Source organism: Brachybacterium sp. AOP24-D1-21, from assembly GCF_052378665.1.
Taxonomy (GTDB): domain Bacteria; phylum Actinomycetota; class Actinomycetes; order Actinomycetales; family Dermabacteraceae; genus Brachybacterium.
In genome coordinates, this window is sequence record NZ_JBQSXX010000001.1 from 85,297 (window position 1) to 111,991 (window position 26,695).

Consider the following 26,695-nt stretch of genomic DNA (forward strand, 5'->3'; position numbering starts at 1 on the left):
GGGGCCATGAGCGGATGCTGAGGAGACTCTCATCCGCCTCTCATCGGCTGTGGACCGAACGGTCCGGGTCGGGACCGTCGGCCCCTTTCCAGGTCCGCGATCCGGCTCTACAGTGAGGATGTCGTCCCTGCCGGAGCTCCTGCAGGTCTCCCGACCCCTTGGAAGGCGCCATGACCATGAACTCTCGCTGGCCCGACTCTCCTGCCACTGCCCCGACGGAGGAGGACCTCCGGCGGCTCCACGCCTGGTGGCGGGCCGCGAACTACCTGTCGGTCGGCCAGATCTACCTCAAGGACAACCCGCTGCTGCGCCGACCGCTGCAGCGGGAGCACGTCAAGCCGCGGCTGCTGGGGCACTGGGGCACCACGCCGGGCCTGACATTCCTGTACGCGCATGCGAACCGGTCGATCGCTCAGCGCGGGCTGAAGGCCATGTACATCACCGGCCCCGGTCACGGCGGCCCGGGACTGGTCGCCTCGACCTATCTCGAAGGCACCTACTCCGAGGTGTATCCGGCGGTGAGCGAGGACGAGGACGGGCTGGCTCGGCTGTTCACCCAGTTCTCCTTCCCCGGCGGGATCCCCTCGCACGTGGCCCCGGAGACGCCCGGTTCGATCCATGAGGGCGGCGAGCTCGGATACGCGCTCTCGCACGCCTACGGCGCGATGTTCGACAGCCCGGATCAGATCGCTTTCACGGTGATCGGGGACGGGGAGGCGGAGACGGGACCGCTGGCCACCTCCTGGCATTCCAACAAGTTCGTCAATCCCCAGAACGACGGCGTGGTGCTGCCGATCCTGCATCTGAACGGTTACAAGATCGCCAATCCGACGGTGCTCGCGAGAATCGGGGACGAGGAGCTCGCCTCGCTGATGCGCGGATACGGGCACACCCCGCTGTTCTTCACCGGCGGGTTCGACGATGAGGACCCGCTGGAGACCCATCGACGCTTCACGGAGGTCCTGGATCAGGCGCTCGATCAGATCGCGGAGATCAAGCAGCACGCGGCCGAGGATGCCAAGGCCGGTCGCGAGACCGAGCGCCCTGCCTGGCCGATGATCGTCTTCCGTACCCCGAAGGGGTGGACCGGGCCGAAGGAGATCGACGGCAACAAGACCGAGGGCTCCTGGCGCTCGCATCAGGTGCCGCTGGCCAACGCACGGGACACCGACGAGCATCTCGCGAACCTCGATTCCTGGCTGCGGTCCTACCGGCCCGAGGAGCTGTTCGACGAGGAGGGCAGGCTGCACGAGGACATCGCCGCCGCCGCGCCGACCGGTGAGCTGCGGATGTCCGCGAATCCCTCCACCAACGGCGGCTCGGTGCTCATCCCGCTGCGACTACCGGACTTCCGCGAGTACGCCGTGGAGGTCCCCCGTCCCGGAGGTGTGATCGCGGAGGCGACGAAGGTGCTGGGCACCTGGTTGCGGGATGTAGTCCGGGACAATCCGTCGAACTTCAGGATCTTCGGCCCGGACGAGACGGCGTCGAACCGGTTGCAGACGGTCTATGAGGCCACCGACAAGCAGTGGAACGCGGACTTCGAGGAACATGACCGCTCCGAGCATCTCGCCCGTGCCGGGCGGGTGATGGAGGTGCTCTCCGAGCACCAGTGCCAGGGCTGGCTCGAGGGATACCTGCTCACGGGCCGCCACGGCATGTTCTCCTCCTATGAGGCGTTCATCCACATCGTCGACTCGATGGTCAACCAGCACGCCAAGTGGCTCAAGGTGTCAGGTGAGCTCGAATGGCGCCGCCCCATCGCCTCGCTGAACTACCTGCTGAGCTCCCATGTATGGCGGCAGGACCACAACGGCTTCTCGCACCAGGACCCGGGCTTCATCGATCACATGGTCAACAAGAAGGCGGAGATCGTACGGGTCTACCTCCCGCCGGACGCGAACACGCTGCTGTCCACCTATGACCACTGCCTGCGCTCGAAGCAGTACGTCAACGTCGTCGTCGCCGGCAAGCAGCCGGGCCCGACCTGGCTGAGCATGGACGAGGCGGTCGTCCACTGCGCGCGCGGGCTGGGGATCTGGGACTGGGCGGGCACCGAGCAGAGCGGCCAGGAGCCGGAGGTGGTCCTCGCCTGCGCTGGGGACATCCCCACCATCGAGGTGCTCGCCGCGGCGAAGATCCTCCGTGCGGAGATCCCCGAGCTGCGGGTGCGGGTGCTGAACGTGGTGGATCTGATGCGTCTGCAGGACGACACCGAGCACCCGCACGGCCTCTCGCAGCGGGACTTCGACGGGTATTTCGGGCAGGACATCCCGGTGGTGTTCGCCTATCACGGCTATCCGTGGCTGATCCATCGCCTGGCCTACCGCCACGACCGCACCTCCCGGATCCATGTGCGCGGCTACAAGGAGGAGGGCACCACGACGACGCCCTTCGACATGCTGATGCTCAACGACGCGGACCGCTACCACCTGGTGATGGACGTGATCGACCGGGTCGAGGGGCTCAGCATCCGCTACGCCGGCCTGCGCCAGCAGATGGTGGATTCCCGCCTGCGGGCGCGGGCCTACGCCTACGAGCATGGGGAGGACGCCCCGGACATCGCCCAATGGCAGTGGGGAGACGGCGGCGATTCCGTCTCCGGCGGGGCCGCGGTCGACACCGGCGGAGACAACGCCTGAGGCCAGCGGCGAGGATTCAGGTCACCGCGCAGCGCTGCAGGTCCGGGACCTCTGCGCGCTGCGCGAATCCGGCCGCGACATAGGTCTCCACGGCGCCGGCCTGGGAGCGCGGGGTGCACACCAGCGCGCTCGAGGCTCCCAGGTCGCGCAGCTGCGCGGCGGCGGCACGGCAGATCGCACGACCGTGGCCGCGCCCGCGGTGGTCCGCGTGCACGCCCATCGGTTCGATGAGTCCGGGGCGGCCGACGCCGGCGGACCAGACGGTGACCACCGCGACTGCGGTGCTGTCACAGTCGCGGCCGAGCAGCGAGACGGCGTCGCGATAGGCCGGTGAGGTGGTCATGATGCGGAAGCGCTCATCAGTCACGCCGGGGCTGTCGAAGGCGGAGCGGTGCACGGCCGTGTACTCCGCGATGGTGTCGGCGCCGACCTGCTCGATGACGATCCCGGGCTCCTCGACCGGCGCGGCGAGGCCCCGGCGCAGGGGCACCCACGGCTCTCCCTCGCTCCAGCCGCGCCGCAGCAGCTCGGTGCGAAGACCATGCGCGGAATGCGCCTCCACGAAGGCCTGGCCCTCCGGCAGCACCGCATGCTCGGGCCGGGCGAGGGCCTCGGCCATGGAGCGGGCGAGTTCCTCGTCGGCGGCCAGAGCAGGATCCACAGCGGTGCGCACGAGGTCCGGCCCGTCCAACAGGCCGAGGGCGACCAGGCGATCCTCGCGGTGCCAGAGGCGCAGGTGCGCCGTAGCGGCCTCGGCCCCACGCAGGTGGTGCCAGCCGAGATCGCCGGGATGGAGATGGAACGGGCCATCCTCCCGCTGCCAGGTGCGCAGCGTCCCGATCGCGTGCTCGAGAAGGTCGGGGGTCGGGATGGTCAGCGTCGTCGCCATGACTGGATTCCACCATCGTCGGGGCTGACGGTCCAGAGGTTTTCTTCGCACGCGGACGGTGTTCTGGCTCTGGGGTGCTGATGAGGTGCGTCGAGGGGGCCACGAGAGGTGCCCTCGACGGCCGACACTACGATCAGGGCGAGGACGATCGGGTGACGCGCAGGCACGCGCAACGCCCACCGGGAGGGGACAGTCATGAACGACGCAGCAGCCGACGGCATCGAGTCTGTGCGGCGGATCGTGCGGGTCCGGGGCCGGGTGCAGGGAGTCGGTTTCCGGATGGATGCCGCCTCGGCGGCATCGCGGCTGGGTGTCGGCGGCACGGTGCGGAATCTGCTCGATGGCACGGTCGAAGCCGACGTCGAGGGCCCGCCGGAGGCCGTGGAGTCGATGATCGAGCACCTGCGAAAGGGTCCTTCGAGCGCCCGCGTCGACGGGATCGACGTACACCGGGAGGCACCGCGCGGGGCGGACTCGTTCCGGGTCACGGGCTGAACGGCGTCCGGAGCTGAACAGCATTGCGGGCCGGGAGGTTGCGCAGCGTGCGGGATCCCGCTGCCGGCGGTGTTACTGGAGGGGCGTCGCCTGTCGGCCGCGAGAGCGAGAGGTGAGCACGTAGTACGCGGCCAGGAGGGCGCCGGCGCTCACCATCGCAGTCGAGGTGAGTATCAGGACCCCCTGGCCGGCCCGGTCGATGATCAGCCCGCCCACGAGCGCACCGGCGGCGATCGAGATGTTGAAGACCGCGCTGTTCAGCGCAGTGCCCTCTTCGAGGACCTCACCGGCCTCGGAGCCCACGAAGGCCTGGATGGCCACCGAGATCGCTCCGACGAACAATCCCCACAGCGGCAGGATCGCGAGGGCCATGGCCGGGCTGTCCATGAGCAGGTGCACCGCGATCAGCGACACCCCCACCCCGGCGGAGACCACCAGCACGCCCCAGGGGGCGCTGCGGCGCAGCAGCGGGGCCACGGCGAAGTTGCCGATCAGTCCGGCGATGCCGTAGGCCAGGAGCATCATGCCCACATCGGTCACGGGCACATCCGCCCGCTCCAGCAGGATGGGGCTGACATAGGAGTAGGTGATGAACTGCGCGACCACCACCAGGAGGGTGAGGGCCACCGCGTAGCGCACCCCGCGAGTGCGGGCTGCGAGGAGCATCATCGCCGGGGTGACGTTGACCGGCGAGCGCACGGGACGCACCAGCACCAGGATCAGGAGGGCGACGACCGCAGCGACCGCTCCGACGATCGCGAAGGCGGCCCGCCACCCCATGTGGGTGCCGATCCAGGCGGCGACCGGCACGCCCAGCACCAGCGCAGCCCCCGCGCCGCTGAAGGCGATGGTCAGCGCCCGCGCGGCATGCTCCTTCCCGACCTGGCCGAGGGCAACGATCGCCATCACCGCCCAGTACAGGCCGATCGAGATGCCGGCGAAGAGGCGGGAGATCAGAAGCACCGCGAAGGTCGGGGCGATGACGCTCAGAGCGCTGGAGACGACGACGGAGGCGAGGGCGAGGACCAGCACGAGGCGGCGATCCATCCCGCGCACGATCACGGGGGTGAGGACGGCGACGATGCCGGCGAGGACACCGGGCACCGTGACCGTGAGGCCGGCCATGCCCTCGCTCACCCCGAGATCCGGTGCCATCACGCTGAGCACCCCGATGGGCAGCTCCTCGATGGTGATGAGCACGAAGATCCCGGCCGCGAGGGCCACGATCCCGGCCCAACGACGTGCGCTGTCCACTGCTGCTGCTCCTCGTTCTCGGTCCGGTCCACTCACGATAGATCACCGCAGGTCGCACGAACACCGCAGGTCGCACGAACACCGCAGGTCGCGCGAACACCGCAGGTCGCACGAACACCGCAGGTCGGACGAACCGATGGATGCCCTCCGACCCCTGCGACGCACGAGGGCCCCGGTCGCGTCGGGGCAACCGGGGCCCGCCTGGGGCGGCATCTCCCGCGGGGCCATCCCGCAGTTCCGCCTCGCGGCGTCACCTCGCGGGATCAGCTCGCGGCGTCAGATCACGCGTCAGATCACGGTGTCGAAAGCTGCGCCGATCTCCTGCTCCCCATCGTTGAACTGGAGGAACTTCCCGGCGGTGCCGGGACGCTCGATGGCGGCCGCGATGGTGCGAGCCACGTTGGCGCGCGAGACGGTGCCGCTCTCGGGCGCGCCGAGATCGATTCGTCCGGTCGGCTCCTCGAGGGTGAGCCCCGAGGGTCCGAGGATCGTCCAGGCCAGCTCGGTTCCCTGCAGGTGGGCGTCGGCCTGCGCCTTGGCCTCCGCATAGGCGTGGAAGGGCTCCGACTCAGGGATGCCGTGCTCCAGGCTCGCGCCGAAGTAGCTGACCATCACATAGCGGCTCGCTCCGACGCGCTGCGCGGCGTCCATCGACGCGATCGCCGCCCGCTGGTCGACCGCGATGGTGCGCTCCGGGTCCCCGCCGCCGGCGCCAGCGGACCACACCACTGCGTCCTTGCCGCGCAGCAGCTCGTCCCAGCCTCCGGCGTCGAGGCTCTCGATGTCGCTGAGCACCGCCTTCGCACCGGTGGCCTCGACCTCCCCCGCATGCTCCGGGTTCCGGATCACCGAGTGGACCGTGTGCCCGGCCTCCACGAGCAGCGGTGCCGCGAGCAGCGCGACCTTCCCATGTCCTCCGATAAGTGCAATATCCATGGCACCCACACTGTCACCGCCGCTACCAGGAGTCGAGGCCTCCCCCGCCATGTTCGCGGTGGGTGGACATCGGGCGGGCTCCCGGGCCGCGAGGGTGCGCACGCCCGTTATCCTGAGCCGGATCGCCGCGCGTGCGGCCATCACCTCAAGAGAAGGAACCTCAGCATGGCCGGTGGACTCGCCGCACTGCTCGATGACGTCGCCGCGCTCGCGCGCCTGGCCGCAGCCAGCTCGGACGACGTGGCCGCCGCCTCCTTCAAGGCAAGTTCGAAGGCGATGGGCGTGGTGATCGACGACGCCGCGGTGACGCCCCAGTACGTGAAGGGGCTCCAACCCAAGCGTGAGCTGCCGATCATCTGGCGGATCACCAAGGGCTCCTTCCGCAATAAGCTCCTCTTCATCCTGCCGGTCCTGCTCCTGCTGAGCGTCTTCGCGCCCTGGGCGCTGACTCCGCTGCTCATGCTCGGCGGTCTGTACCTCAGCTTCGAGGGCGCCGAGAAGATCTGGGAGCTGGTCAGCGGCAAGCCGAAGAAGGCGCCGGCCGCCGCCAAGGGCCCGGACGCCGAAGATCAGATCGTCTCCAGCGCTGTGCGCACCGACCTGATCCTCTCCGCGGAGATCATGGTCATCTCCATGAACTCGATCGATGCGGACTCGCTGTGGGCGCGCGCCGCCGTGCTCGTGGTGGTCGCGATCGGCATCACCGTGCTGGTGTACGGCGCTGTCGGCATCCTGGTGAAGATGGATGACGTGGGCCTGGCGATGGCCGCTGACAAGGACTCGGAGTTCAAGCAGAAGTTCGGCACCGGCCTGGTTCATGCGATGCCGAAGGTCATGACGGTGATCAGCTATGTGGGCATGGTCGCGATGCTCTGGGTGGGCGGCCACATCCTGCTGGTCGGCACCCATGACCTCGGGCTCGACCAGCCCTACGGCTTCGTCCACCACCTCGAGGGTCTGGTGGCCGGCGTCGCCGGTGTCGGCGGAGTGCTCGCCTGGCTGATCAACACCTTCTTCTCGTTCGTGCTCGGCCTGATCGTCGGCGGCATCGTTGCCGTCATCATGCACTTCCTGCCCTTCGGGCATCGCGGTGACGACGAGCACGGCGACGACGAGGGCAAGCACGCCGCGGCGAGCGCCGACGACACCCCCGGTACGGATGCCGCCGTCGGCTCCTCCACCGACTCAGGGAACCCAACGCCCCCCATGCCCCAGCGCTGAGGCGCCCCGCGGGCCCCACCGCGCCCGTCGGGACGCAGGCAACGCAGGCAACGCAGGCAACGCAGGCAACGCAGGATCGTACGAAAACGAGCCAGATCCTCACGGATTCTGGCTCGTTTTCGTCCTATCGCGACCCTGCCGGCCGGGGTCCCGGCGCTGGCCGGGGAACCAGCGCAGGCCGGGGAACCAGCGCAGGCAGGGGAACCGGCGCTGGGTCAGGCGCCGGCCGGGGTCACGGGCGGCTCGGCCGACCAGGGGAAGACGATCCACTCATCGGTGCGGCGCCACACGTAGTCCGGGGAGACCACGGAGGCGGACTTCGCGTAGAGGACGGCGCTGCGGGCGTCGGCGCCCATCTCACGCAGCAGGTCCATCACCAGGGCGAGGGTGCGGCCGGAGTCGGCGACGTCGTCGACGACCAGCAGGCGCTTGCCCTTGATCGATTCGGTGTCGATCATCGGCGCGAGCAGCACCGGATCGGGCAGGGTCTCGTGGACGTCGGTGTAGAACTCGACGTTGATCGCATCGGCCAGCTTGAGGCCGAGGGCGTAGGAGAGCGAGCCTGCGGGCAGCAGCCCGCCGCGGGCGACGGCGATCACGATCTCGGGCTCGAAGTCCGAATCAGCGATGTTCTGTGCCAGCTCGCGCGAGGCGGTGCCGAACAGCTCCCAGCTCAGCACCTCCTTGACGACGAGGTCGGAGGAATCGGCGTGGAAGGCCTGGGACATCGGTTCGGTTCTCCTCGGGAGGGGCGATGCAGAGTGCTCCGATGGTAGCCGCCCCTGGCCCTGCGCTCGGGTGCTGGAGCCGTGGGTCTGCTCTCTTCCTCACAGCTCGCTCTCTCACGCCCGGTGCTGCGCAGGCAGGCAGCTCCGAGATTCGACGGTCGAGCCACCGCACACCCAGAAAAACCCACACACTCCCACTGTTGTTTTGTGTGGCTTTCCCGGCTACTGTGATCCTCACGCGGTACAGCTCCTCGAGCTCTCCGCTCCCGCCCCGTCGATGAAGCAGGTGGATGCATGTACGCCCCAGAACGCCGACATCGGATCCTGGATGCGCTGACCGAATCCGGCCGCGTCACCGTCACCGATCTCGCCGCACAGTTCGAGGTGGCCACCGAGACCATCCGCCGCGATCTCGACCAGCTCGCCGAACAGCGGCTCCTGGATCGCGTCCACGGCGGGGCCGTCACGCGTCACCCCGGCGAGGTGGAACCGGACCTCGAATCCCGCCGAATCACCAACATCGAGGCCAAGCGGCGCCTGGCCCTCGCCGCCGCGCGTCTGCTGCCCTCCGACCCCGAGGCCGCCGTGCTGCTCGACGCCGGCACCACGATCGGTGAGCTCCTGCCCCACCTCGACGGTCGTCGTGGCCCCGTGATCACGAACGCTCCTGCGATCGCGCAGGGCGCCCTGCGCCATACCGATCTGGCGGTGCACGTGCTTCCCGGCAGGGTGCGTCCCGCCACCGAGGCAGCCGTCGGTGCCACCACCGTCGACGCGATCCGTCTGCTCCATCCGGAGGTCGTGTTCCTCGGCTGCAACGGCCTGGGGCCCGAGGGCTTCACCACCCCCGACCCCGACGAAGCCGCCGTGAAGACGGCGATGGTGACGTCGGCCGACCGGCGAGTGGTCCTCGCGGACTCCTCGAAGTTCGGCATCACGCGCCTGATCACCTTCGCCGCCCTCACCGACGTCGACACCCTGGTCACCGACGGACCACCGCCTCCCGAGCTCAGCGCCCTCCTCGCTGAAGCCGGCGTCGAGGTGATCTGCGCATGATCATCACGTTCACCGCGAATCCCTCACTGGATCGGACGGTCGACCTGGGTGGCCCGCTCACCCCCGGGGGCGTGCATCGCATCGGCGAGGACCACACCCAGCCCGGCGGCAAGGGCATCAACGTCGCGCTCGGCGTCCACCGAGCGGGCCTGCCCGTCACCGCGGTGCTCCCGGCAGCACCGGCGGACCCACTGCTGACGCTGCTCGCAGCGGAGGGGCTCACGGTCCGCTCCAGCCCGATCTCGGGCAGGGTGCGCACGAACCTCACCGTGCTCTCCAGCCCGCAGCTCACCACCAAGCTCAACGAGCCCGGGGCGACTCTGTCCGTCTCCGAGGTCTCCGCACTCGAACAGCTCCTGCTGGGAACCGCCGGTCCGCAGGACACCGTGATGCTCTCCGGCTCGCTGGCACCGGGCCTGCCGGTCGACGAGTATGTGCGCCTGGTGCAGCAGCTCCACGCCCAGGGGGCCCGGGTCGGGGTCGACACCTCAGACGCGCCGCTCATGGCGCTCGCCGCCGCACTGCCGCAGGTCGCGCCAGACTTCCTCAAGCCCAATGCCGAGGAGCTCGGACAGATCGTCGGCACCGACGGCGATGCCCTCGAGCAGCAGGCCGCCGCCGGTGACCTCACCGGAGTGCACGAGGCGGCCCTGGACCTCCACCACCGCGGCGTCGGCGCCGTGCTGGTGACCCTCGGCGGAGCAGGCGGACTGCTCGCCACCGAGGGTTCCGCCTGGTACTGCCCCTCCGCAGCGGGCCCGGTGGTCTCCACCGTCGGCGCCGGCGACTCCGCGACCGCGGGCTACCTGATCGGCCGCGATCTCGGGGAGGGACCGGCACAGCGCCTGGCCCGCGCCCTGGCCTACGGGACGGCCGCCGTCGGCCTGCCCGGCACCACCATCCCCCGGCCGGACCAGGTGCGCATCGACGCCACCGGCGTCGTCCGTCTCTGAACCTGCCCTCACCCTGCACGCCCTCACTCCGCAGTCGCGGAGGAGCCCGTTCGAAGGAGAACTCATGTCCGCTCCCCTGATGACCCCAGAGCTGGTCCGCCTCGAGGTCGATCCTCCCGGCGACAAGCACGCGGTGATCGGCCTGATGGCTGATCTGATCTCCGCCACCGGTCGCGCCGACCGCGACGGCCTCGAGGCGGGGCTGCTCAAGCGCGAGGAGTCCTTCGCCACCGGCATGCCCGGCGGCTTCGCGATCCCCCACTGCCGCACCGACGCGGTCCATGAGGCGGCGCTGGGTTTCCTGCGCCTCGCAGAGCCCGTGGATTTCGGCTCCGCCGATGGGCCCGCTGATCTGATCATCGGTATCGCTGCTCCCGCGGGCACCGACGACCAGCATCTGAAGCTCCTCGCTCAGCTCTCGCGCGCGCTCATCCGCCCCGAGTTCCTCGCGGACCTGCGTGCTGTGAAGGAGCCCCATGAGGTCTCCGACCTGGTCATGGCCGTGCTCGAGCCCGCACCGGAGCCCGTGGCGGCCCCGGCGACGGCAGCAGGGACAGCCGCCAGCACAGGCGCAGGGACGACTGCGGAGGCCACACCGGTGGCGCAGCCCGACGCCGACGCAGCTCCGGTGCTGCTGGCGATCACCTCCTGCCCCACCGGCATCGCCCACACCTATATGGCCGCCGAGTCGCTCGAGAACGCCGCGAAGGAGAAGGGCGTCGAGCTGCACGTGGAGACCCAGGGCTCGGGCGGGATCACCCCCTTCACCGAGGAGCAGATCGCCGCGGCGAGCGCACTGATCGTCGCCGCAGATGTCAACATCTCCGGTCGTGAGCGCTTCGCCGGACTGCCGCTGGTGGAGCATCCCGTCAAGCGGGCCATCTCCCACGGCCCGCAGATGATCGACGAGGCCGTCGCCGCCTCCTCGGACCCGTCGGCCCGGCGCGTCCCGGCCGCTGGCGCGTCCGGCAGCGGCTCTGCTGACTCCTCGCAGTCGGGGACGCGGCAGTCCTGGCCGCGACGGATCCAGGGCGCCGTGATGACCGGCGTGTCCTACATGATCCCCTTCGTCGCCGCGGGCGGCCTGCTGATGGCGCTGGGCTTCCTCATCGCCGGCTTCGACGTCGCTTTCGTCGCGCAGGACGTCGCGACCACCTTCTCGCTCGGCTCCCTGCCGGACCACCAGACCTATGACGGTGCGACCGGGGCGATGCAGACCGATCGGGCAGGTCTGGCCCTCTACCTCGGCGCAGTGCTGTTCACCCTCGGCAACCTCGGCATGGGCTTCCTGGTGGCAGCGCTGTCGGGCTACATCGCCTTCGGCCTCGCGGGACGCCCGGGCATCGCCCCCGGCTTCATCGGCGGCGCCGTGTCCCTGGCGATCGGTGCCGGGTTCCTCGGCGGCCTGATCACCGGCCTGCTGGCCGGCCTGGTCGCCCTGTGGTTCACCACCCTGAAGCCGCCGCGGTGGCTCGCCGGGCTGATGCCCGTGGTGATCATCCCGCTGCTGACCACCCTCATCGTGGGCGGTCTGATGCTGCTGTTCCTGGGCCGCCCGCTGGCCTCCCTGATGACCGCCCTGCAGGACGGGCTGACCGGGATGTCCGGCTCCTCCGCGATTCTGCTCGGCGTGATCATCGGCCTGATGATGTGCTTCGACCTGGGCGGACCGGTCAACAAGGCCGCCTACCTGTTCGCGACCGCCGGCCTCTCCCAGGGCACCGAGGCATCCTTCCAGATCATGGCGGCCGTGATGGCCGCGGGCATGGTGCCGCCGCTGGCGATGGCCCTGTCCACCGTGGTGCGCCGGAAGCTCTACTCCCCGGTGGAGCGGGAGAACGGCGCCACTGCCTGGCTGCTCGGGGCGGCGTTCATCACGGAGGGCGCGATCCCCTTCGCCGCGGCGGACCCGCTGCGCGTGATCCCCTCCTCGATGGCCGGCGGCGCCGTCACCGGTGCGCTGATCATGGCTTTCAGCGTCGGCTCGCAGGCCCCGCACGGCGGCATCTTCGTCGCCTTCGCGATCTCCCCGATCTGGGGATTCCTGGTGGCGATCCTCGCCGGCACGCTGGTCTCCGCGGCGCTGGTCACCGTGCTCAAGGAGCTCGGCAGCCGCCGACAGGGCGCTGCCGCCTAATCCTCCGGGCCATGCCCGGCTGAGCCGGACTCCTCCCCTCTTCCGAGCACGCCCACCGAGCATGACCTTCGGTGCACACCTCTCTCGACTGGAAGCTCCCCGCCGCGGCGGGGAGCTTCCGTATGCTCGAACAGAGTGCCTGTGCTGGCCCACCATTGTGGCGGAGCGAAGACGACAGACCGACGACGTCGGCCCTCGAGAGCGGCCGGAGCACTCGCCGGAGCGCAAGGAGCAGAGATGCCGGAGAGCCACAGTTCAGGCGCTCTGCTGGCCGCGGGGCCCCTCGGGCACATGCCCGCCTACGGCGCGGCCCACCTGACCATGCTCGCCTTGCTCGTGCTCGCCGCTTTCGCGCTGGTCCTCTGGGCCCGCCGCTCAGCACCGCAGCGCGTGGACCAGGTGCTCCGCATCGCAGGCTGGGTGCTGCTCGCCAACGCCGTGTTCTGGACGTCGTGGGGCTTCATGCCCTGGGCCTGGAACCTCCATGAATCCCTGCCGCTGCACTATTCCGACGCGCTGCGGTTCCTCGTGCCACTGGCCCTGATCACACAGGCCCGGTGGGCGCTCGTGGTCAGCTGGTTCTGGGGCCTGACGTTGAACCTGCAGTCCGTGCTCACGCCGGATGTGAACTACTTCGTGTGGATCCCGTTGGAGTTCACGCAGTACTGGATCGCGCATGGGGCGGGACTGCTGGCACCTCTGGTGCTGATCTGGGGGCTCGGCTATCGGCCCACCTGGCGGGGCTACGGACTCGCCTACGCGGTGACGGCGGCGTGGGCGGTGATCGCCTTCACCGGCAATGCTCTGACCGGCGCGAACTACGGCTACCTCAACCGGGCTCCCGCAGGGCCCTCGATCCTGGACCTGCTCGGCCCATGGCCGCAGTACCTGCTGGTCGAAGCGGTGCTGATCGCGGCGGTCTGGGCGCTGATGACCTGGCCGTGGGCGCTGCGCGACCGGCGTTCAGGCATCCCGCTCTCCGGCCGTGGCGGTGTCCTCAGGCGCCCGCTCGCGTCTCAGGCTCCTCAGGCCAGCAGCTCGATCTCCGCCAGCCGGAGCAGCCCCTCAGAGACCGTCACCACCAGGCGGTGATGGAGGCAGGGCCGGGGGTTCGCGATCTCGAAGGGGCGGGTCTGTCGGCGCCAGCGGAAGCTCTGCGCGGAACGGGCGTCGAGCACCGTCCAGTCGCGCCCGTCGTCCGATCCCTCGAGGCGCCAGGCGATCGGGTCCCCGCCGGTCTGCGCAGAGGAGGTCAGGGTGAGGAATCGGGCCTGCTGCGGCTCGCCCAGCTCCGGCAGCTCGATCACCGCGCTCGCAGTTCCGAAGGCGCGCTCGGTGCGGGAGTCGTCATCGTGCAGCGGGTCCGAGGGGTCGGCGGCGAACAGATCGCGCAGCGGCTGCGGCCGCTCCCCCGGCGTGCTCGGGGACGGGGGGATCCCTCCCCAGTCCGCGGGTTCCGCGGCGAGGCGCAGGTGCAGGCGGCCGCGCAGGTCCGCGTGGTCGATCCAGGAGTCGCGGTGCTCCCGGCCGTCCACGGTCATGCCGGTGATGCAGGTGTCCTGCGGATCCTCCGCCTGGGTGGTGATGGAGAACGGGGTCCCGCCCAGGGGATGCACGGTGGCGCGGGGGAACAGCGGCGCCACCAGGTGGTAGCGGCCGGTTCCGAGCTGCAGGGGGTACAGGCCCAGCGCTGTGAGCAGCCACCAGGCGCTCATCTCGCCGTTGTCCTCATCACCCGGGTAGCCCTGGCCGATCTGCTCGCCGACGAAGAGCCGGCGGTGCACCTCTCGCACGATCCGGGACGCCTCCTCGGGTGCTCCGACGTGGTGGAAGAGGAAGGGGATGTGGTGCGAGGGCTGGTTCGACATCCCGAACTGGCCCATCCGCACTGCGCGCGCCTCGACCATCTCGTGGATGACCGTGTCGTAGCTGCCCGGTCGGTCTGCCCGCTCCGGGGTGTCGAAGAATTCCTCGAGCCGTCCGCGCAGCATCTCGCGGCCGCCGTACAGGGTGGCCAGCCCCTCCCCGTCATGCGGGACGTGGAAGGCGAAGTTCCAGCCGTCGGTCTCGGTGTAGTCCCCGCCCCAGACGCGAGGGTCATACTCCTCGGGGCTCTGCGCGAAGGCGCCGTCGGCGTGGCGGCCCTGGAAGAATTCGATCGCGGGGTCGAACAGCAACGGGTAGTTCAGGCTGCGCGCCGCAAGATAGCGCGCCTCCTCGCGCAGCTGCCCTGCCGCCACCGCCTTGCCGTCGGCCTCGGCGCGCTGCGCGAGCAGCTCCGCCTGGGCGGCGAGTCCCGCGTCGTTGATGTGCGCCTCGAGCGCCCAGGACACGGACTCCTCGGTGTCCGTGTCGACATAGCCGGTGAACACCGCCCGCTCATTGCCCTTGCGCCCCACCTCGGGGAAGGGCGGCGCCACGGTGGCGTGACGCAGTCCCGATTCATAGGCGGAGAGCGGGTCGGGCAGCGGGACCCCTTTGACGTGGAGGTCTGCGAAGGCGATATCGCTGCTGGTGCCGGTCATGCAGTCCGCATAGCCCGGCGCAGACCAGCGGGCGATCCAACCGCCCTCGCGGTACTGCTGGATGAAGCCGTCCGCGAGCTCGGCGGCGAGCTGCGGATAGAGCAGCGCATAGGCCGGCCAGGACGTCCGATAGGTGTCCCAGAACCCGTGGTTGACGTACATCTTCCCCGGGAGCACCTGGGCATTGGTGCGAGTCGCGGTAGGGGCGCCCTTGACCGGCAGCACCGGACTCGCGTGGACCGGCTCAGGACGTTCGAGGCTGCCCGCGTTCTCCCCATGCGAGGTGGGATAGAGGTTCAGCCGATAGAGGTTGCCGTACAGGGTGCGGCGCTGGGCGGGAGCGGCATCCGGCACGTCGATCACCTGCAGCCGCTCGGACCACGTCGCGTGGGCGGCAGCTCGGATCTCCTCGAAGGTGCGCTCGGCGAGCTCCTGGCCGAACGTGCGCCGGCACTGCTCGAGACCGAGATAGCTGGTGACCAGCCGGACCGTGACCCGACGGGTGCCGGGGGCGAAGGTCAGCACGCTGCCTCTGCTGTCACCCCGGGCCTGGTCCACGGAGACCGGCGCGGGATCCACCTGCCCCAGCAGGTACATGCGGGTGGCGCCCTCGGTGCGGACCTGACCCAGTGCCGGGGAGGAGTCGACCCATGCGTGCAGGCGGCCGTCGAAGACGGATCCCGCCGCATCGACCCGCGAGTGCTGGTCGACTCCCTCGACCAGCAGGTGCGGCGCCTCGCTCTGCTCCGGCAGGTCGATCTCACAGATCGCGCCGTGGTCTGTCGGTGCCAGGCGCAGCGTGATGCCGCCGTCCAGCAGCACCTCGTACAGGTCCGGCCGTGCGGTCTCCCGGTCATGGTCGAAGGCCCGGGCCCGGGCCGCTGGGCTCGCATCCGGCGTCGCGCCGAGCAGCGGCATCATCATCAGCTGGTGACGGTCCCCCATCCAAGGGCTGGGCTGGTGGGACAGCGCCATGCCCTGGAGCCGGGGGCGGTTGTCCGGACCGTTCGCGCGGTGGTATTCGTACACCCACCGCCGGGTGCGCGCGTCGGTCGCCGGAGTGAAGAGAGCGAAGCCGTTGGGCAGTGCGGTCAGCGGCAGAGTGTTCCCGCGGGAGAACTCGCTCGAGGCATGGCTGCCGCGCCGGGTGTCGACCCAGGCCACCGGGTCCTCGAGGGGCGGATCCGCGCGCGGAGCCCCCAGGTACGGGCCGTCGATCCAGCCGGTGAGCATCGCGCCGTCGGCGACCCGCGAAGCATCCGGCCCGCCGATCTCCTCGAGCAGGTCACCTTCGGGATCCGCCGGGGCGTCGAGCACCATCAGCACCTCGGTGATCGTGCGGCCGACGAGATCCTCCAGGCTCAACTGCACGTCATTCCACTGGTCCGCGTAGAGGATCTTCCCGTCGCCGAGTCCGCGGGCGGTGGCGAGGGTCCCGTACTGGTCGCGGGGCGCGATGTCCGAGAGCCGGCTGCCATCGTCGAGCACCAGATCGAGAGCCACATAGGTCGCCCCCCAGGTCTGGGCCGCATCCAGCGCAGGGTGCACGAACCAGCGCAGGACATCACCGGGGGCGATGGTGCGGCCCGTCAGCTCCCGAAGACCCGGGAGGACAGGTGCCACGGCTTCGGCGCCCTCACCGGCGCTCCCTGCGTACCGCAGGGCGGACGGTGCCCGCAGCCCGGCGCCGTCCTTGCTGGTCGGTGATCCCACGGGTCCCTGGTCTGCGGTGACGATCATGCACGCCAGGCTATCGACTGCCCGTCCTCTCGCGGGCCAGGCAGGCCCGGGAGTGGGGAGTGCTCCCCATCGCACGGCAGTGCCGAGTACGGGATACTGACCGGAGACGCCACACGAACCCGGGGAGAAGTCATGGTCTACGCACAGCCGCAGCAGGGGCGCCCGCTGTCCTCGGGACCCGGTCGGCCCAAGCGCCCGATGTGGCATTGGCTGCTGGTCGCCGGCGTCGCCGCCGTCGGTCTGCTGGTGATCGCGGCCTTCGCGATCTTCATCGCCTTCCAGGTGCTCACCCGCGGTAACCCGCAGTCGACTCTCGAGGATTTCTACACCTCGCTGGAGACCACGGACTGCGAGCTGTTCATGGACTCCACCACGGAGGAGTACCGCGACGCGACCGGGTTGACGAGCTGCTCGATCTTCGAGGAGGCGCTGGGCGGGATCACCTCGATCGACTATCAGGTCGATGAGCGCATCAACCGGCAGGGATACGCGATCTTCGAGGTCACCGAGTCGTTCTCCTCGAATGGGGACGACGCCGAGGTCCAGCTGCGCTACTACGTGCGGCGCATCGACGGGCAGTGGGACCTGGACGGCATCGAAGTCGTCGAGCCGGGCGCCGAGCCGATCACCTGAGCGGGCCGTTCCTCGGAACGGCATGACGGTTCCTCCGCGCGGCAGGCGTGTCACCCGAGCGGCGTGGCGTTCCCCCCGAGCGGCTGGGCAGTGCTCCAGCGATGGCTGCGGCAGCGCGCCTGATAGGACTCGGCGCCACCGACCTGCAAGGTGGTGATCCGCTGAGCATCGGAGCCGTCATCGACGAGCCGGGTGTGGAAGGCCGCATCCGCGCCGCAGACGGTGCACACCGCAGTCAGCTTCACCACCTCCTCGGCGAGCGCCATCAGCGTGGGCAGCGGGGCGAAGGGCTCACCGTCGTAGGTGATGCACAGCCCGGCGACCTCCACCTGGATCCCGGCGTCGAGCAGCCTCTCGATCACCGGCACGATCGACGGGCCGAAGAACTGGGCCTCATCGATCGCGACCATGTGGGGTCTGTCCTCACCGGTCGGCACCTGCAGCTCCTCGGCATGCTCGAGCATGCGCGCGGGGAGCGAGCGCCCGGCGTGGGAGCTCAGCCGGTCCGCGCCGCCGCGTTCATCCAGAAGGTGGCCGACCACCTCCACCCGCAGCCCGGCCAACCGGGCCCGATGGACCCTCCGCAGCAGCTCCTCGGTCTTGCCAGCGAACATCGGACCCGCGATCACGTGCAGTCGTCCTGCCTCCATGGGGCGCATGTCCTCAGCGTACGCGCGGCCCGCAGAGCCCCACCCAGAGCGCGCGCTCCGCAGTGCATCGCGCCCGCGCTCCGCAGTACAGTGCCGGGATGAGCACACGGCGCCCCTCCCCCCTCGCGGGCCGGAAGCCGACCAAGCAGGACCTCGCCGCTTTCGCCACCCCGGATCCGGACTCGATCGACGATGTGCTGCCCGATCCGGCGCTGGACCCGCCGCTGCGGCTGCTGATCGTCGGCATCAATCCCGGTCTCTGGACCGCAGCGGTCAACGCTCCCTTCGCCCGGCCCGGCAACCGGTTCTGGCCCTCGTTGCACAGGGCCGGTCTCACCTCCCGCCTGGTCGATGCCTCCCGCGGGTTGGCTCCCGAGGACGAGCAGGATCTCCACCGACGCGGCATCGGCATCACGAATCTGATCGGTCGCGCCACGGTGCGCGCCGACGAGCTGGGGCGTGAAGAGCTGCAACGGTCCGGGACGCAGCTGATCGCACGGCTCGAGCAGCTGCGACCGCAGGCCGTCGCGATCGCGGGCATCACCGCATTCCGCTCCGCCTACTCGCTGCCCAAGGCCCGGCTCGGGCTCCAGGACCCCGCCACGGTCGCCGGCTGGCCTGCGAGCGTCGCGCTGTGGGTGGTGCCGCAGCCGAGCGGGCTGAACGCCCATGCTTCCGTGGCATCGCTCGCCGACAACTGGCGCGAGGTCGCCCGCAGCGCCGGCGTCCAGCACCACGACGAGAGCTGATCACCCTCAGCAGGCCGGGCGATCCCCGAGGGTCCCGGGATGCGTCGCTCCCGTGGCCCCGGTGAATCATGACGCCGCAGGAACGAGTGCGTCGACGTAGAGGGCGCCGTCGAATTCCCCGGTCACCGTCGTTCACAGGACGTGCGCGGCGGGGCCGCAGGGCGGATCGTGCAGGGCAGCATCCCTGACCGACGAATGGAGCCCTCGTGTCCCCCAAGCCCCTCATCCTGAACCTGTTCGAGATGAACTGCGTCGGCCATATCACCCACGGGCTGTGGCGGCTGCCCGGCAACAACCGCCATCGCTACACCGACCTCGAGTACTGGACCGAGCTCGCACAGATCGCCGAATCCGGCGGCTTCACCGCGATCTTCCTCGCCGATGTGGTGGGTGCCTATGACACCTACGGAGGCTCCGCCGAGACCGCCCTGCGGGAGGGGCTGCAGATCCCCAACAACGATCCGATGCTGGTGGTCCCCGCGATGGCCGCGGTCACCGAACGCCTCGGCTTCGGCATCACCTTCTCCACGAGCTACGAGCCGCCCTTCGCCTTCGCCCGGCGCATGTCCACCCTGGACCACCTCACCGATGGACGGGTCGGGTGGAACATCGTCACCTCCTACCTGCCCAACGCTGCGCGCAACTTCGGGCTCGCCGACGAGATCGAGCACGATCACCGCTACGAGATCGCCGACGAGTACCTCGAGGTGGTGTACAAGCTCTGGGAGGGCTCGTGGGAGGAGGACGCCGTGGTGCGTGACGCCGAGGCCGGTACCTACGCGGACCCGACCAAGGTCCACCGCATCGACCATGTCGGCGAAAACTTCTCCGTCGCCGGCCCGCATCTCTCCGAGCCCTCCCCGCAGCGCACCCCGACTCTGATCCTCGCCACTGCGTCCCCCGCGGGTGCCCTGCGCGCCGGACGCCATGCCGAGCTGGTCTTCACCCACGGCCCGTTGCTCGAGCGCACCGTCCCGGCCGTGCGCGCCGCCGCTGCGGAGGCCGGCCGCGATCCCGCAGCTCCGAAGTTCGTGGTGCAGGCGGCGGTGATCACGGCCAGCACCCAGGAGGAGGTCGACGCGAAGCTCGCCCTCTACCGGGAGCACCGCTCGATCGAGGGCATGCTCGTGCATCAGTCGGTGCCGATCCGGGCGCTCGAGCACCCGCGGGAGCGGACCATCGCCGAGGCGCTCGAGGCCGAGGGCCTGCCGGCGGACACCCCGGTGGGCCGGCGCGGTCTCTCCTCCACCGTCGGCGAGCTGCTGGACGCCGTCGACGAGGCCTGGCAGGACAGGTTCTTCGTGGCCGGCACGCCGGAGGTGGTCGCGGATGCGATCGAGCACTGGCTCGATGTGGAGGGCATCGACGGGATCAACCTGCGTCAGTACCACTCCTTCGACACCGTGCGCGACTTCGCGGAGCTGGTCTCCCCGATCCTGCGGGAGCGCGGCCGCCTGCCCGAGCTGGAGGGCACTCTGCGCCGTCGGCTGAGCGGGAGCGACCGGCTCCCGGCGGAGCATCCTGCCGCGCAGTTCCGGGGCGCCTTCACGGATCACGGGGTCTGAGTGGCGATGGGCGGGGCCGGATCCGGCCGTTTGCTTGCGGCGACCGGGCGCGCGTGGAAGTGTTGAGCGGACCCAGGCGGGGCGACGAGGCCGAGCAAGGGTGCTCGCTCCCCCGCACGTAGAGCATGTTGGAGGTCACCTGTGAAACTGCCTTGGCTCACTCCTGTCCTGGACCAGACCGGTCCCCTGATCTCGGTCCATCTCGACACCACGCGGACCGATCCGCAGGCCGCCGGCGAGCTCGAGGCGAGGTGGGCACAGCTGCGTTCCCGGCTCGGTGCGGAGGGCGCCCCGCAGGTCCTGCTCACCCAGATCGAGGACTCCGTCCTCAGCCCTTCACCACTGGGCGGTCGCCATGGGCGCTCGCTCTTCGCCTCGGACACCGAGATCCTGGTGGACCGGGTGCTGCCCGTGCCGCCGCTGCAGGAATCCGCCCACCGCGGGGAGTTCCCCACGCTGCTCCCCCTGCTCCGGCTGATCCCGTTCGCGGTCAGCCAGCTGCTGATCGTGGTGGACCGCGCAGGGGCGGACCTGCACCTGCGCTCCCCGGAGAATCCCTCGATCAGCCATGGGACCAATGGGCTGGGCGAGGACTCGACGGTCGAGGGCGGCCACGACGTGCTCCACAAGGCGAGCCTCGGAGGCGGGGCCCAGCACGGCTGGCGAGCGGACAACTACGAGGCCCGTGTCGAGGACTCCTGGGAGCGCAACGCCGACGCCGTCGCCGGCTCGGTCGAGAAGATCCTGCGCGAGCGCCAGGTCGACATGGTGATGGTCAGCGGTGATGTCCGTGCGATCGGTCTGCTGCGCGAGGCACTGGGCCGGGAGACCCGGGAGCGCCTGGTGGAGGTCCAAGGCGCAAGCCGCGGCGTCGCGCTGGACCGCGGCCCGTTCCGCGAGGAGCTGCGCCTGGTCACCGACGAGTTCATCGCGGCCCGCCAACGGGAGCTCGCGGCCCGTTTCCGGGAGAGCCAGGCCCGCGACGGCGCCTCGGTCGGCGGTGCGGCGGAGGTCTGGCAGGCCCTCTCCCGCGGACAGGTCGAGGAGCTCCTGTTCGTCGCCGGCCACGAGCCGGCGGGTATCGAGGAGCTTCTGCGCGGTGCGCTCGCCACCGATGCGGCCATCTCCGCGCTCCCGGAGGATGCCGACGGGATCCCCGAGGGTGTCGGGGCGCTGCTGCGCTGGCGCGATGAGACCACCCCGTCCAACAGCATCGGATCCATGTCCGGAGATGCTCGCCGCGAGTGATCGCGGCCGAGGAACGGTCCACCGACGGTCGGGGCGCCTGCGCACCGGCCGTCGGTCGGCGGGCCGCTCCTGCCCCGGGGATGTCGACCGTTCGGTTCCCAGCCTCGCCCTCGTACGCGGACTGCGTGAGGATGGGGGCCCGCGGGCAGCCCGCCCGCTGAAAGCACAGCACAGCGACGATGAGAGCAGGAGTGACCATGCCCAAGGCCTGGAGCTCGAAGCGTGAACGCCAGTACGAGCACATCAAGGACAGTCAGATCGAGAGCGGCAGCTCCGAGGATGAGGCGGAGGAGATCGCTGCTCGCACCGTGAACAAGACTCGTGCCCAAGAGGGCGAGTCCGAGGAGGCGAGCCGAACCTCCACGCAGGACAAGTCCCCCTCCGAACGGGGCGGCCAGCGCTCCCACTCCGGGGCGCAGGGGCGCACCAAGGAGCAGCTCTACGCCGATGCAAAGCGTCAGGGGGTCGAAGGACGCTCGACCATGGACAAGGACGAGCTGAAGGACGCCGTCGAGGATCGGTGAGGTTGATGCCACGCCCGGGTCGCAGCACGTCCGCTGTTCTCGCCGCTGACGTCCGGCAGCCGATGTCGGCGCCGCTCCCACTCCCCGCCCAGGAACCAGCAGTACGGTGCGAGATGGCAACGGGGGAGTATCCGCCACGCTGCGGACGTCATCACGAGGACCGTCATCGGACCTCCGGGCGCAGCGGCCCGTCGAGCAGATCGACGGGTGGAGAGACTCGGGTCAGAACTCGACCCAGGAAAGCTCTCCTATGACTGTCTCCCCGCTCGTCTGGATCCTCACGATCGTGGCGGTCCTCGGCCTGCTGGCCTTCGACTACTTCTTCCATGTGCGCAAGGCGCACATCCCCACTCTGCGCGAAGCCGCGATCTGGTCCTCCATCTACGTAGGGATCGCGCTGCTGTTCGGTGTCGGGGTGCTCCTCGTCGGCGGCGGCACGATGGGCGGCGAGTACTTCGCCGGCTATGTCACCGAGAAGGCGCTCTCGGTGGACAACCTCTTCGTGTTCCTCGTGATCATGGGCGCCTTCGCGGTCCCGCGCGAGGACCAGCAGAAGGTATTGTTGTTCGGCATCACCTTCGCGATCATCGCCCGCTCCGGCATGATCGCGATCGGTGCCGCCGCGATCGACGCGTTCTCCTGGGTGTTCTACGCCTTCGGCGCGATCCTGCTGATCACCGCGGTGAAGATGATCGTCGATGAGCTGAAGGACGACTCCGGCGAGGAGGAGAAGGAGAGCTTCTTCGTCCGCGTGATCAAGAAGTTCCTCCCCGCGACGGACGAGTTCGACGGCGACAAGCTCTTCACGATCGAGAACGGCAAGCGGGTGCTCACCCCGATGCTGCTGGTGATGATCGCCATCGGCGCCACCGACCTGCTGTTCGCGCTCGACTCGATCCCGGCGATCTTCGGCCTCACCCAGAACACCTACATCGTGTTCACCGCGACCGTGTTCTCGCTGCTGGGCCTGCGCCAGCTGTACTTCCTCATCGACGGTCTCCTGGACCGCCTGGTGTACCTCTCCTACGGCCTCTCGATCATCCTCGCGTTCATCGGCGTGAAGCTCGTCTTCCACGCCCTGCACGAGAACGAACTGCCCTTCGTCAACGGCGGTGAGCCGTTCCATGGCGTCCCGGAGATCACGACCGGGTTCTCCCTCAGCGTCATCCTCGGTGTTCTCACCGTCACGGTGCTCGCCTCCCTGCTGTCACCCAAGGGCCGGGCGCAGGCGGCCGTGAACAATGCCCACCAGGAGGCGAAGGCGTACATCGAGATGTCCTATACGTCCTTCGAGGAACGGCGCCAGGGGATCTACGACCAGATGATCGCGCACGAGAAGAGGATCGACGCCCTGCCCGTGAAGTATGAGGCCATGGTCGTGGCGGAGAAGAACGTGCGGGAGCTCCTGGCGGACGCCCACCGGATCCATGAGCACCGGGCCGAGCAGGAAGAACGCGGCGAGCGCTCCGACGAGCAGCCCGGGGACCTGGTGGTCACCCGTGCCGACGGCTCGGTTGCGACGGATCCCAGCGGCAACGTCATCACGGTCGCAGAGGAGCAGGCGGCCCGCGCGACGAAGGAGGCCAAGCGCCGCGAGCGCGAGCAGGCCCGGGACGACCACGTCGCAGCGCGCAGGCGCTGAGCTGCAACAGTCCGGTGAGCGGGCGTCCTTCGGACTCCCCGAGGGGCGCCCGTTCTCCGTCAGGGACGTCGGGAAGGTGCGGGCGCTCCGCTGGCCGCCCGGCGCACCGCGACCACGACCAGCACCTGTGCCACGAGGTAGGTGGCCATCACCCAGACGTTGTGCGCCGGGAGCGTGAGCACTCCGAAGGCGTCCAGCGCGATCAGGGAGTCCGAGACCACGAACACCGCACCACCGATCGCCCCGAGCCGCCCCAGGCCGGTGGCCAGCAGAGCCATCGCACAGATCGCCGTCGCGTAGACCATGACTGCAGGCAGCAGCGCACCGGCTCCGGGGGCCGAGAGCACGACGACGACCACCGCCACGAGCAGGTAGATCCACACCGCGCGAGGCCGGCGCAGCAACGAGGCATGCCGCCATGGCCAGAAGGCGACCGCATAGACCAGCTGTGCGATCAGGAAGCTGCCCAGCATGCCGAGGAACCCGGGCTCTCCACCCACGAAGCGAGGGATCGTGTCTCCGAGCCAGGAGAAGCCGAGGGCGATCAGGGTGAGGCGCACGAGGGGCCGACGAGGCGCTGCCGTGCCCGCCCAGAGGGCTGCGGCGAGCAGCGGCATCAGCAGCACCTGGGTAAGCTCGGCGACCAGCCCGATCTCGAACCACTGCGCCGCCAGATGAATGATGCCGATCATGACCAGGACGCCCATCAGAGCTCGCATCGATGTCCCTCCGCCAGCGGTCCCGCCGGTGCCTGCTCGCATAGGACGAGAGTACGTTCCGCCTCGGCAGAGCAAAAGCACTGGTCGCCGAGGGAGGGCGGTGGCACCATGCAGGGATGCCTCCTGCCACCGCCGCCGTCCCACCCGCTGACCTGGACGCGTTGCTGGAGCTCGGCTCCGCCCATGGTCTCGACCTCGACGGCTCCACCCTGCACACCGAGGAGATCGGACTCGACTTCCGGGTGGCGATCGCCCGCGCCGCCGACGGCAAGCACTGGGTGCTGCGCATACCCCGCCGCCCCGACGTGCTCGAGCGCGCTGCGGTCGAGGGGAGGCTCCTGAAGATGGTCGGCCCGCACCTGGGGATCGCGGTCCCAGACTGGCAGATCAGCACCTCCGAGCTGATCGCCTACCCGCTGCTGCCCGGCGCCCCCGGCCTCAGCGTCGAGCGGGATGGCACAGTGACCTGGCATGTCGACATGTCTTCTCCCGTCTACGCCACCTCGCTCGGAACCGCCGTATCCCAGCTGCATGCGGTGGGTACCGAGGCGGCCGCTGCCACCGGTATCGAGGTGCGCTCACCCAGGCAGGTGCGTGAGGGCTGGCAGCGGGATCTCGAGCAGGTCGCCGCAGAATTCGAGATCTCGGCGACGCTGCGGGAGCGCTGGACCGCCTGGATCGCGGAGGACAGCTTCTGGCCGCAGCACTCGGTGCTCACCCACGGCGAGATCTATCCGGGCCACACCCTGGTCGAGGACGACCAGATCACCGCGATCCTCGACTGGACCACCGCCGCGATCGGCGATCCCGCCAAAGATCTGATGTTCCACCAGGTGAGCGCGCCGGCAGACGCCTTCGAGACAGCCCTCCAGGCATACACGGCAGGCGGCGGGCACACGTGGCCGCGACTCGCGGAGCACTGCACCGAGATGTTCTCAGCCGGACCGATCGCCTATGGGCTGTTCGCGCTGACCACCGGGGAGGCAGCGCATCGAGAGGCCGCCGCAGCGGCGCTGAACCCTCCTGCCGAGTCCTGACTCTCGAGGTCGTCCCATGCCTCGGCGCGCCGATCACCCAGTGGCCGGGGTCACAGAGCGGGAGCGGACTCACATCCGCGCGCGACGTGAGCCCCAGGGCGCCCCGTCCCGGCAGGTCACGGACAGGTAACGGGCGCTCTGCCGGTTCATCGGCACGTTCCCCTCAGGTCAAATCTCCGTCAGCACCCTCGGGGGTCCTTGATCCGGGGCCCCCCTCTCCCCCTACGGTGGCGGTCGTTCGAGACGCGAGCTCCGCCCCTGCGGATCCGCGAGACCAGCAAGACCCGCACGACCAGCGAGAGGACGTGTTCATGTCCAAGCACAGCACGCACGCCACCACGACCCCCCGAGCCTCTGCCCTGCGCAGAGGCCTGGCCCGCACCGCAGTGACCCTCGCCGGAGGCGCCGTCGTCGCCACCGGCATGCTCGCCACCGGCACCGCGGCGAACGCCGCGACCGGATGGGACGAGGTCGCCGCCTGCGAGTCCGGCGGTGACTGGTCGATCAACACCGGCAACGGCTACTACGGCGGCCTGCAGTTCTCCCAGCAGACCTGGGAGGGCTTCGGCGGAACGCAGTACGCCTCGAGCGCCGACCAGGCCTCCAAGGGCCAGCAGATCGCGGTGGCCGAGCGCGTCCTCGCCGAGCAGGGCGCTGGCGCCTGGCCCAACTGCGGCTCCGCCCTGAGCGGCGGTGCCAGCACCAGCGACGCCCCAGCGCCGTCCGAGCAGGACGAGGCCCCGAAGGAAGAGGCGCCCGAGCAGAAGCAGCAGGACTCCACCCCGAGCCGCGAGTCCGAGCAGCAGGCGAACCGCTCAACGGAGCGCGAGAGCACCGAGCCCCAGGGTGACTGGAGCTGCGACGGCGACGGCATCGCCGACAACTGCGACGAGAACGGCTTCGCCAAGGAGACCGAGAAGAAGCAGCAGCCCGAGCAGGAGCCCTCCGAGAAGGCACAGCAGGATCCTGCCCCGAAGGCTCAGCAGGAGTCCGCTCCTGCCCCGGAGAAGTCCGCAGGCGAGCCCGGCTCCAAGGCCAGCGGCGACCTCTCGGTCGCGGGCACCCTCGAGGTGGACGGGAAGATCGGCCCGGAGACCATCACGGCCCTCCAGGACTGGCTGAACGTCGAGCAGACCGGCGAGATGGACGAGGCGACCACCCTGGCGCTCCAGGGCTGGGCCGAGACCGGTCAGGACGGCGTGATCGGCGAGAAGACCGTGGCCGGCCTCCAGCACGAGGTCGGCGCCGCCCAGAACGGCTCCGACGAGATCGACGAGGACACCACCGAGGTCCTGCAGACCTTCCTGAACCTCTACTGATCCCTCCCGGCAGCTGCGATCCCACCCTGTGGG

At 69.8% G+C, this 26,695-nt stretch carries 22 protein-coding genes; 15 read left to right on the top strand and 7 right to left on the bottom strand.

Annotation, left to right across the window (positions count from 1 at the left end):
* The first annotated feature begins 176 nt into the window (after positions 1 to 176).
* Complete coding sequence (locus ACT3UF_RS00375) at positions 177 to 2,642, top strand: phosphoketolase family protein (RefSeq protein WP_441444338.1); 2,466 nt, start codon at positions 177 to 179, stop codon at positions 2,640 to 2,642.
* Between the two features lie 16 nt (positions 2,643 to 2,658).
* Here the strand turns inward: ACT3UF_RS00375 and ACT3UF_RS00380 are convergent, their stop codons facing one another.
* Complete coding sequence (locus ACT3UF_RS00380) at positions 2,659 to 3,531, bottom strand: GNAT family N-acetyltransferase (protein ID WP_441444302.1); 873 nt, start codon at positions 3,529 to 3,531, stop codon at positions 2,659 to 2,661.
* A 195-nt stretch (positions 3,532 to 3,726) separates the two neighbouring features.
* Between ACT3UF_RS00380 and ACT3UF_RS00385 the strand changes: the two genes are divergently transcribed.
* Positions 3,727 to 4,026 carry an acylphosphatase gene (locus ACT3UF_RS00385; RefSeq protein ID WP_441444301.1) on the top strand — a complete coding sequence of 100 codons (300 nt, stop codon included), beginning with the start codon at positions 3,727 to 3,729 and terminating at the stop codon, positions 4,024 to 4,026.
* A 72-nt stretch (positions 4,027 to 4,098) separates the two neighbouring features.
* On the opposite strand, the gene ACT3UF_RS00390 is transcribed toward ACT3UF_RS00385, so the two are convergent.
* Positions 4,099 to 5,280, bottom strand: a complete 1,182-nt coding sequence (locus ACT3UF_RS00390) for an MFS transporter (protein ID WP_441444300.1) — start codon at positions 5,278 to 5,280, stop codon at positions 4,099 to 4,101.
* Positions 5,281 to 5,568: 288 nt separating this feature from the next.
* Positions 5,569 to 6,216, bottom strand: a complete 648-nt coding sequence (locus tag ACT3UF_RS00395; protein WP_441444299.1) for an SDR family oxidoreductase — start codon at positions 6,214 to 6,216, stop codon at positions 5,569 to 5,571.
* Between the two features lie 165 nt (positions 6,217 to 6,381).
* Between ACT3UF_RS00395 and ACT3UF_RS00400 the strand changes: the two genes are divergently transcribed.
* Positions 6,382 to 7,437 (top strand): DUF808 domain-containing protein, encoded by a 1,056-nt coding sequence (locus ACT3UF_RS00400; RefSeq protein ID WP_444607947.1) that lies wholly within the window; start codon positions 6,382 to 6,384, stop codon positions 7,435 to 7,437.
* A 215-nt stretch (positions 7,438 to 7,652) separates the two neighbouring features.
* Here ACT3UF_RS00400 and ACT3UF_RS00405 read toward each other — a convergent pair whose 3' ends face one another.
* Complete coding sequence (locus ACT3UF_RS00405; RefSeq protein WP_444607948.1) at positions 7,653 to 8,165, bottom strand: phosphoribosyltransferase; 513 nt, start codon at positions 8,163 to 8,165, stop codon at positions 7,653 to 7,655.
* A 294-nt stretch (positions 8,166 to 8,459) separates the two neighbouring features.
* On the opposite strand from ACT3UF_RS00405, the gene ACT3UF_RS00410 reads away from it, so the two are divergent.
* The 4 genes from ACT3UF_RS00410 to ACT3UF_RS00425 all read left to right on the top strand — a co-directional run bounded on the left by ACT3UF_RS00410 (position 8,460) and on the right by ACT3UF_RS00425 (position 13,403).
* Positions 8,460 to 9,221: a DeoR/GlpR family DNA-binding transcription regulator gene (locus ACT3UF_RS00410; protein ID WP_441444296.1), complete on the top strand. Its 762-nt coding sequence runs from the start codon at positions 8,460 to 8,462 to the stop codon at positions 9,219 to 9,221.
* Complete coding sequence (locus tag ACT3UF_RS00415) at positions 9,218 to 10,174, top strand: 1-phosphofructokinase family hexose kinase (protein ID WP_442332325.1); 957 nt, start codon at positions 9,218 to 9,220, stop codon at positions 10,172 to 10,174. Before ACT3UF_RS00410 ends, ACT3UF_RS00415 begins: the two co-directional genes overlap by 4 nt.
* Positions 10,175 to 10,238: 64 nt before the next feature.
* Positions 10,239 to 12,311 (top strand): PTS fructose transporter subunit IIABC, encoded by a 2,073-nt coding sequence (locus tag ACT3UF_RS00420; protein WP_444606884.1) that lies wholly within the window; start codon positions 10,239 to 10,241, stop codon positions 12,309 to 12,311.
* 237 nt (positions 12,312 to 12,548) lie between these two features.
* Positions 12,549 to 13,403 (top strand): YwaF family protein, encoded by an 855-nt coding sequence (locus tag ACT3UF_RS00425; protein WP_444607949.1) that lies wholly within the window; start codon positions 12,549 to 12,551, stop codon positions 13,401 to 13,403.
* Here the strand turns inward: ACT3UF_RS00425 and ACT3UF_RS00430 are convergent.
* On the bottom strand, positions 13,337 to 16,576 hold the full coding sequence (locus ACT3UF_RS00430; RefSeq protein ID WP_444607950.1) for a GH92 family glycosyl hydrolase: 3,240 nt from the start codon (positions 16,574 to 16,576) through the stop codon (positions 13,337 to 13,339). The two genes, ACT3UF_RS00425 and ACT3UF_RS00430, sit on opposite strands and share 67 nt — an antisense overlap.
* A gap of 132 nt (positions 16,577 to 16,708) precedes the next feature.
* Between ACT3UF_RS00430 and ACT3UF_RS00435 the strand changes: the two genes are divergently transcribed.
* Positions 16,709 to 17,209, top strand: a complete 501-nt coding sequence (locus ACT3UF_RS00435) for a hypothetical protein (protein ID WP_441444291.1) — start codon at positions 16,709 to 16,711, stop codon at positions 17,207 to 17,209.
* Between the two features lie 50 nt (positions 17,210 to 17,259).
* On the opposite strand, the gene ACT3UF_RS00440 is transcribed toward ACT3UF_RS00435, so the two are convergent.
* Complete coding sequence (locus ACT3UF_RS00440) at positions 17,260 to 17,868, bottom strand: thymidine kinase (RefSeq protein WP_441444290.1); 609 nt, start codon at positions 17,866 to 17,868, stop codon at positions 17,260 to 17,262.
* A gap of 89 nt (positions 17,869 to 17,957) precedes the next feature.
* On the opposite strand from ACT3UF_RS00440, the gene ACT3UF_RS00445 reads away from it, so the two are divergent.
* From ACT3UF_RS00445 to ACT3UF_RS00465, 5 genes are all read left to right on the top strand, one after another.
* Positions 17,958 to 18,608 (top strand): mismatch-specific DNA-glycosylase, encoded by a 651-nt coding sequence (locus ACT3UF_RS00445; protein WP_441444289.1) that lies wholly within the window; start codon positions 17,958 to 17,960, stop codon positions 18,606 to 18,608.
* A 206-nt stretch (positions 18,609 to 18,814) separates the two neighbouring features.
* On the top strand, positions 18,815 to 20,173 hold the full coding sequence (locus tag ACT3UF_RS00450) for an NtaA/DmoA family FMN-dependent monooxygenase (RefSeq protein ID WP_441444288.1): 1,359 nt from the start codon (positions 18,815 to 18,817) through the stop codon (positions 20,171 to 20,173).
* A 141-nt stretch (positions 20,174 to 20,314) separates the two neighbouring features.
* Positions 20,315 to 21,421 carry a baeRF2 domain-containing protein gene (locus ACT3UF_RS00455; RefSeq protein ID WP_441444287.1) on the top strand — a complete coding sequence of 369 codons (1,107 nt, stop codon included), beginning with the start codon at positions 20,315 to 20,317 and terminating at the stop codon, positions 21,419 to 21,421.
* A gap of 197 nt (positions 21,422 to 21,618) precedes the next feature.
* A complete protein-coding gene (locus ACT3UF_RS00460) occupies positions 21,619 to 21,945 on the top strand; it encodes a plasmid stabilization protein (protein WP_441444286.1) in 327 nt (108 codons plus the stop codon).
* Positions 21,946 to 22,195: 250 nt separating this feature from the next.
* On the top strand, positions 22,196 to 23,587 hold the full coding sequence (locus tag ACT3UF_RS00465; protein WP_441444285.1) for a TerC family protein: 1,392 nt from the start codon (positions 22,196 to 22,198) through the stop codon (positions 23,585 to 23,587).
* A 59-nt stretch (positions 23,588 to 23,646) separates the two neighbouring features.
* Here ACT3UF_RS00465 and ACT3UF_RS00470 read toward each other — a convergent pair whose 3' ends face one another.
* Positions 23,647 to 24,306 (bottom strand): lysoplasmalogenase family protein, encoded by a 660-nt coding sequence (locus tag ACT3UF_RS00470; protein ID WP_441444284.1) that lies wholly within the window; start codon positions 24,304 to 24,306, stop codon positions 23,647 to 23,649.
* Between the two features lie 116 nt (positions 24,307 to 24,422).
* On the opposite strand from ACT3UF_RS00470, the gene ACT3UF_RS00475 reads away from it, so the two are divergent.
* Together ACT3UF_RS00475 and ACT3UF_RS00480 are read left to right on the top strand one after the other, a co-directional pair.
* A complete protein-coding gene (locus ACT3UF_RS00475) occupies positions 24,423 to 25,343 on the top strand; it encodes a macrolide 2'-phosphotransferase (RefSeq protein WP_442332322.1) in 921 nt (306 codons plus the stop codon).
* A gap of 311 nt (positions 25,344 to 25,654) precedes the next feature.
* On the top strand, positions 25,655 to 26,662 hold the full coding sequence (locus ACT3UF_RS00480; RefSeq protein WP_441444282.1) for a transglycosylase family protein: 1,008 nt from the start codon (positions 25,655 to 25,657) through the stop codon (positions 26,660 to 26,662).
* Positions 26,663 to 26,695: the final 33 nt, after the last annotated feature.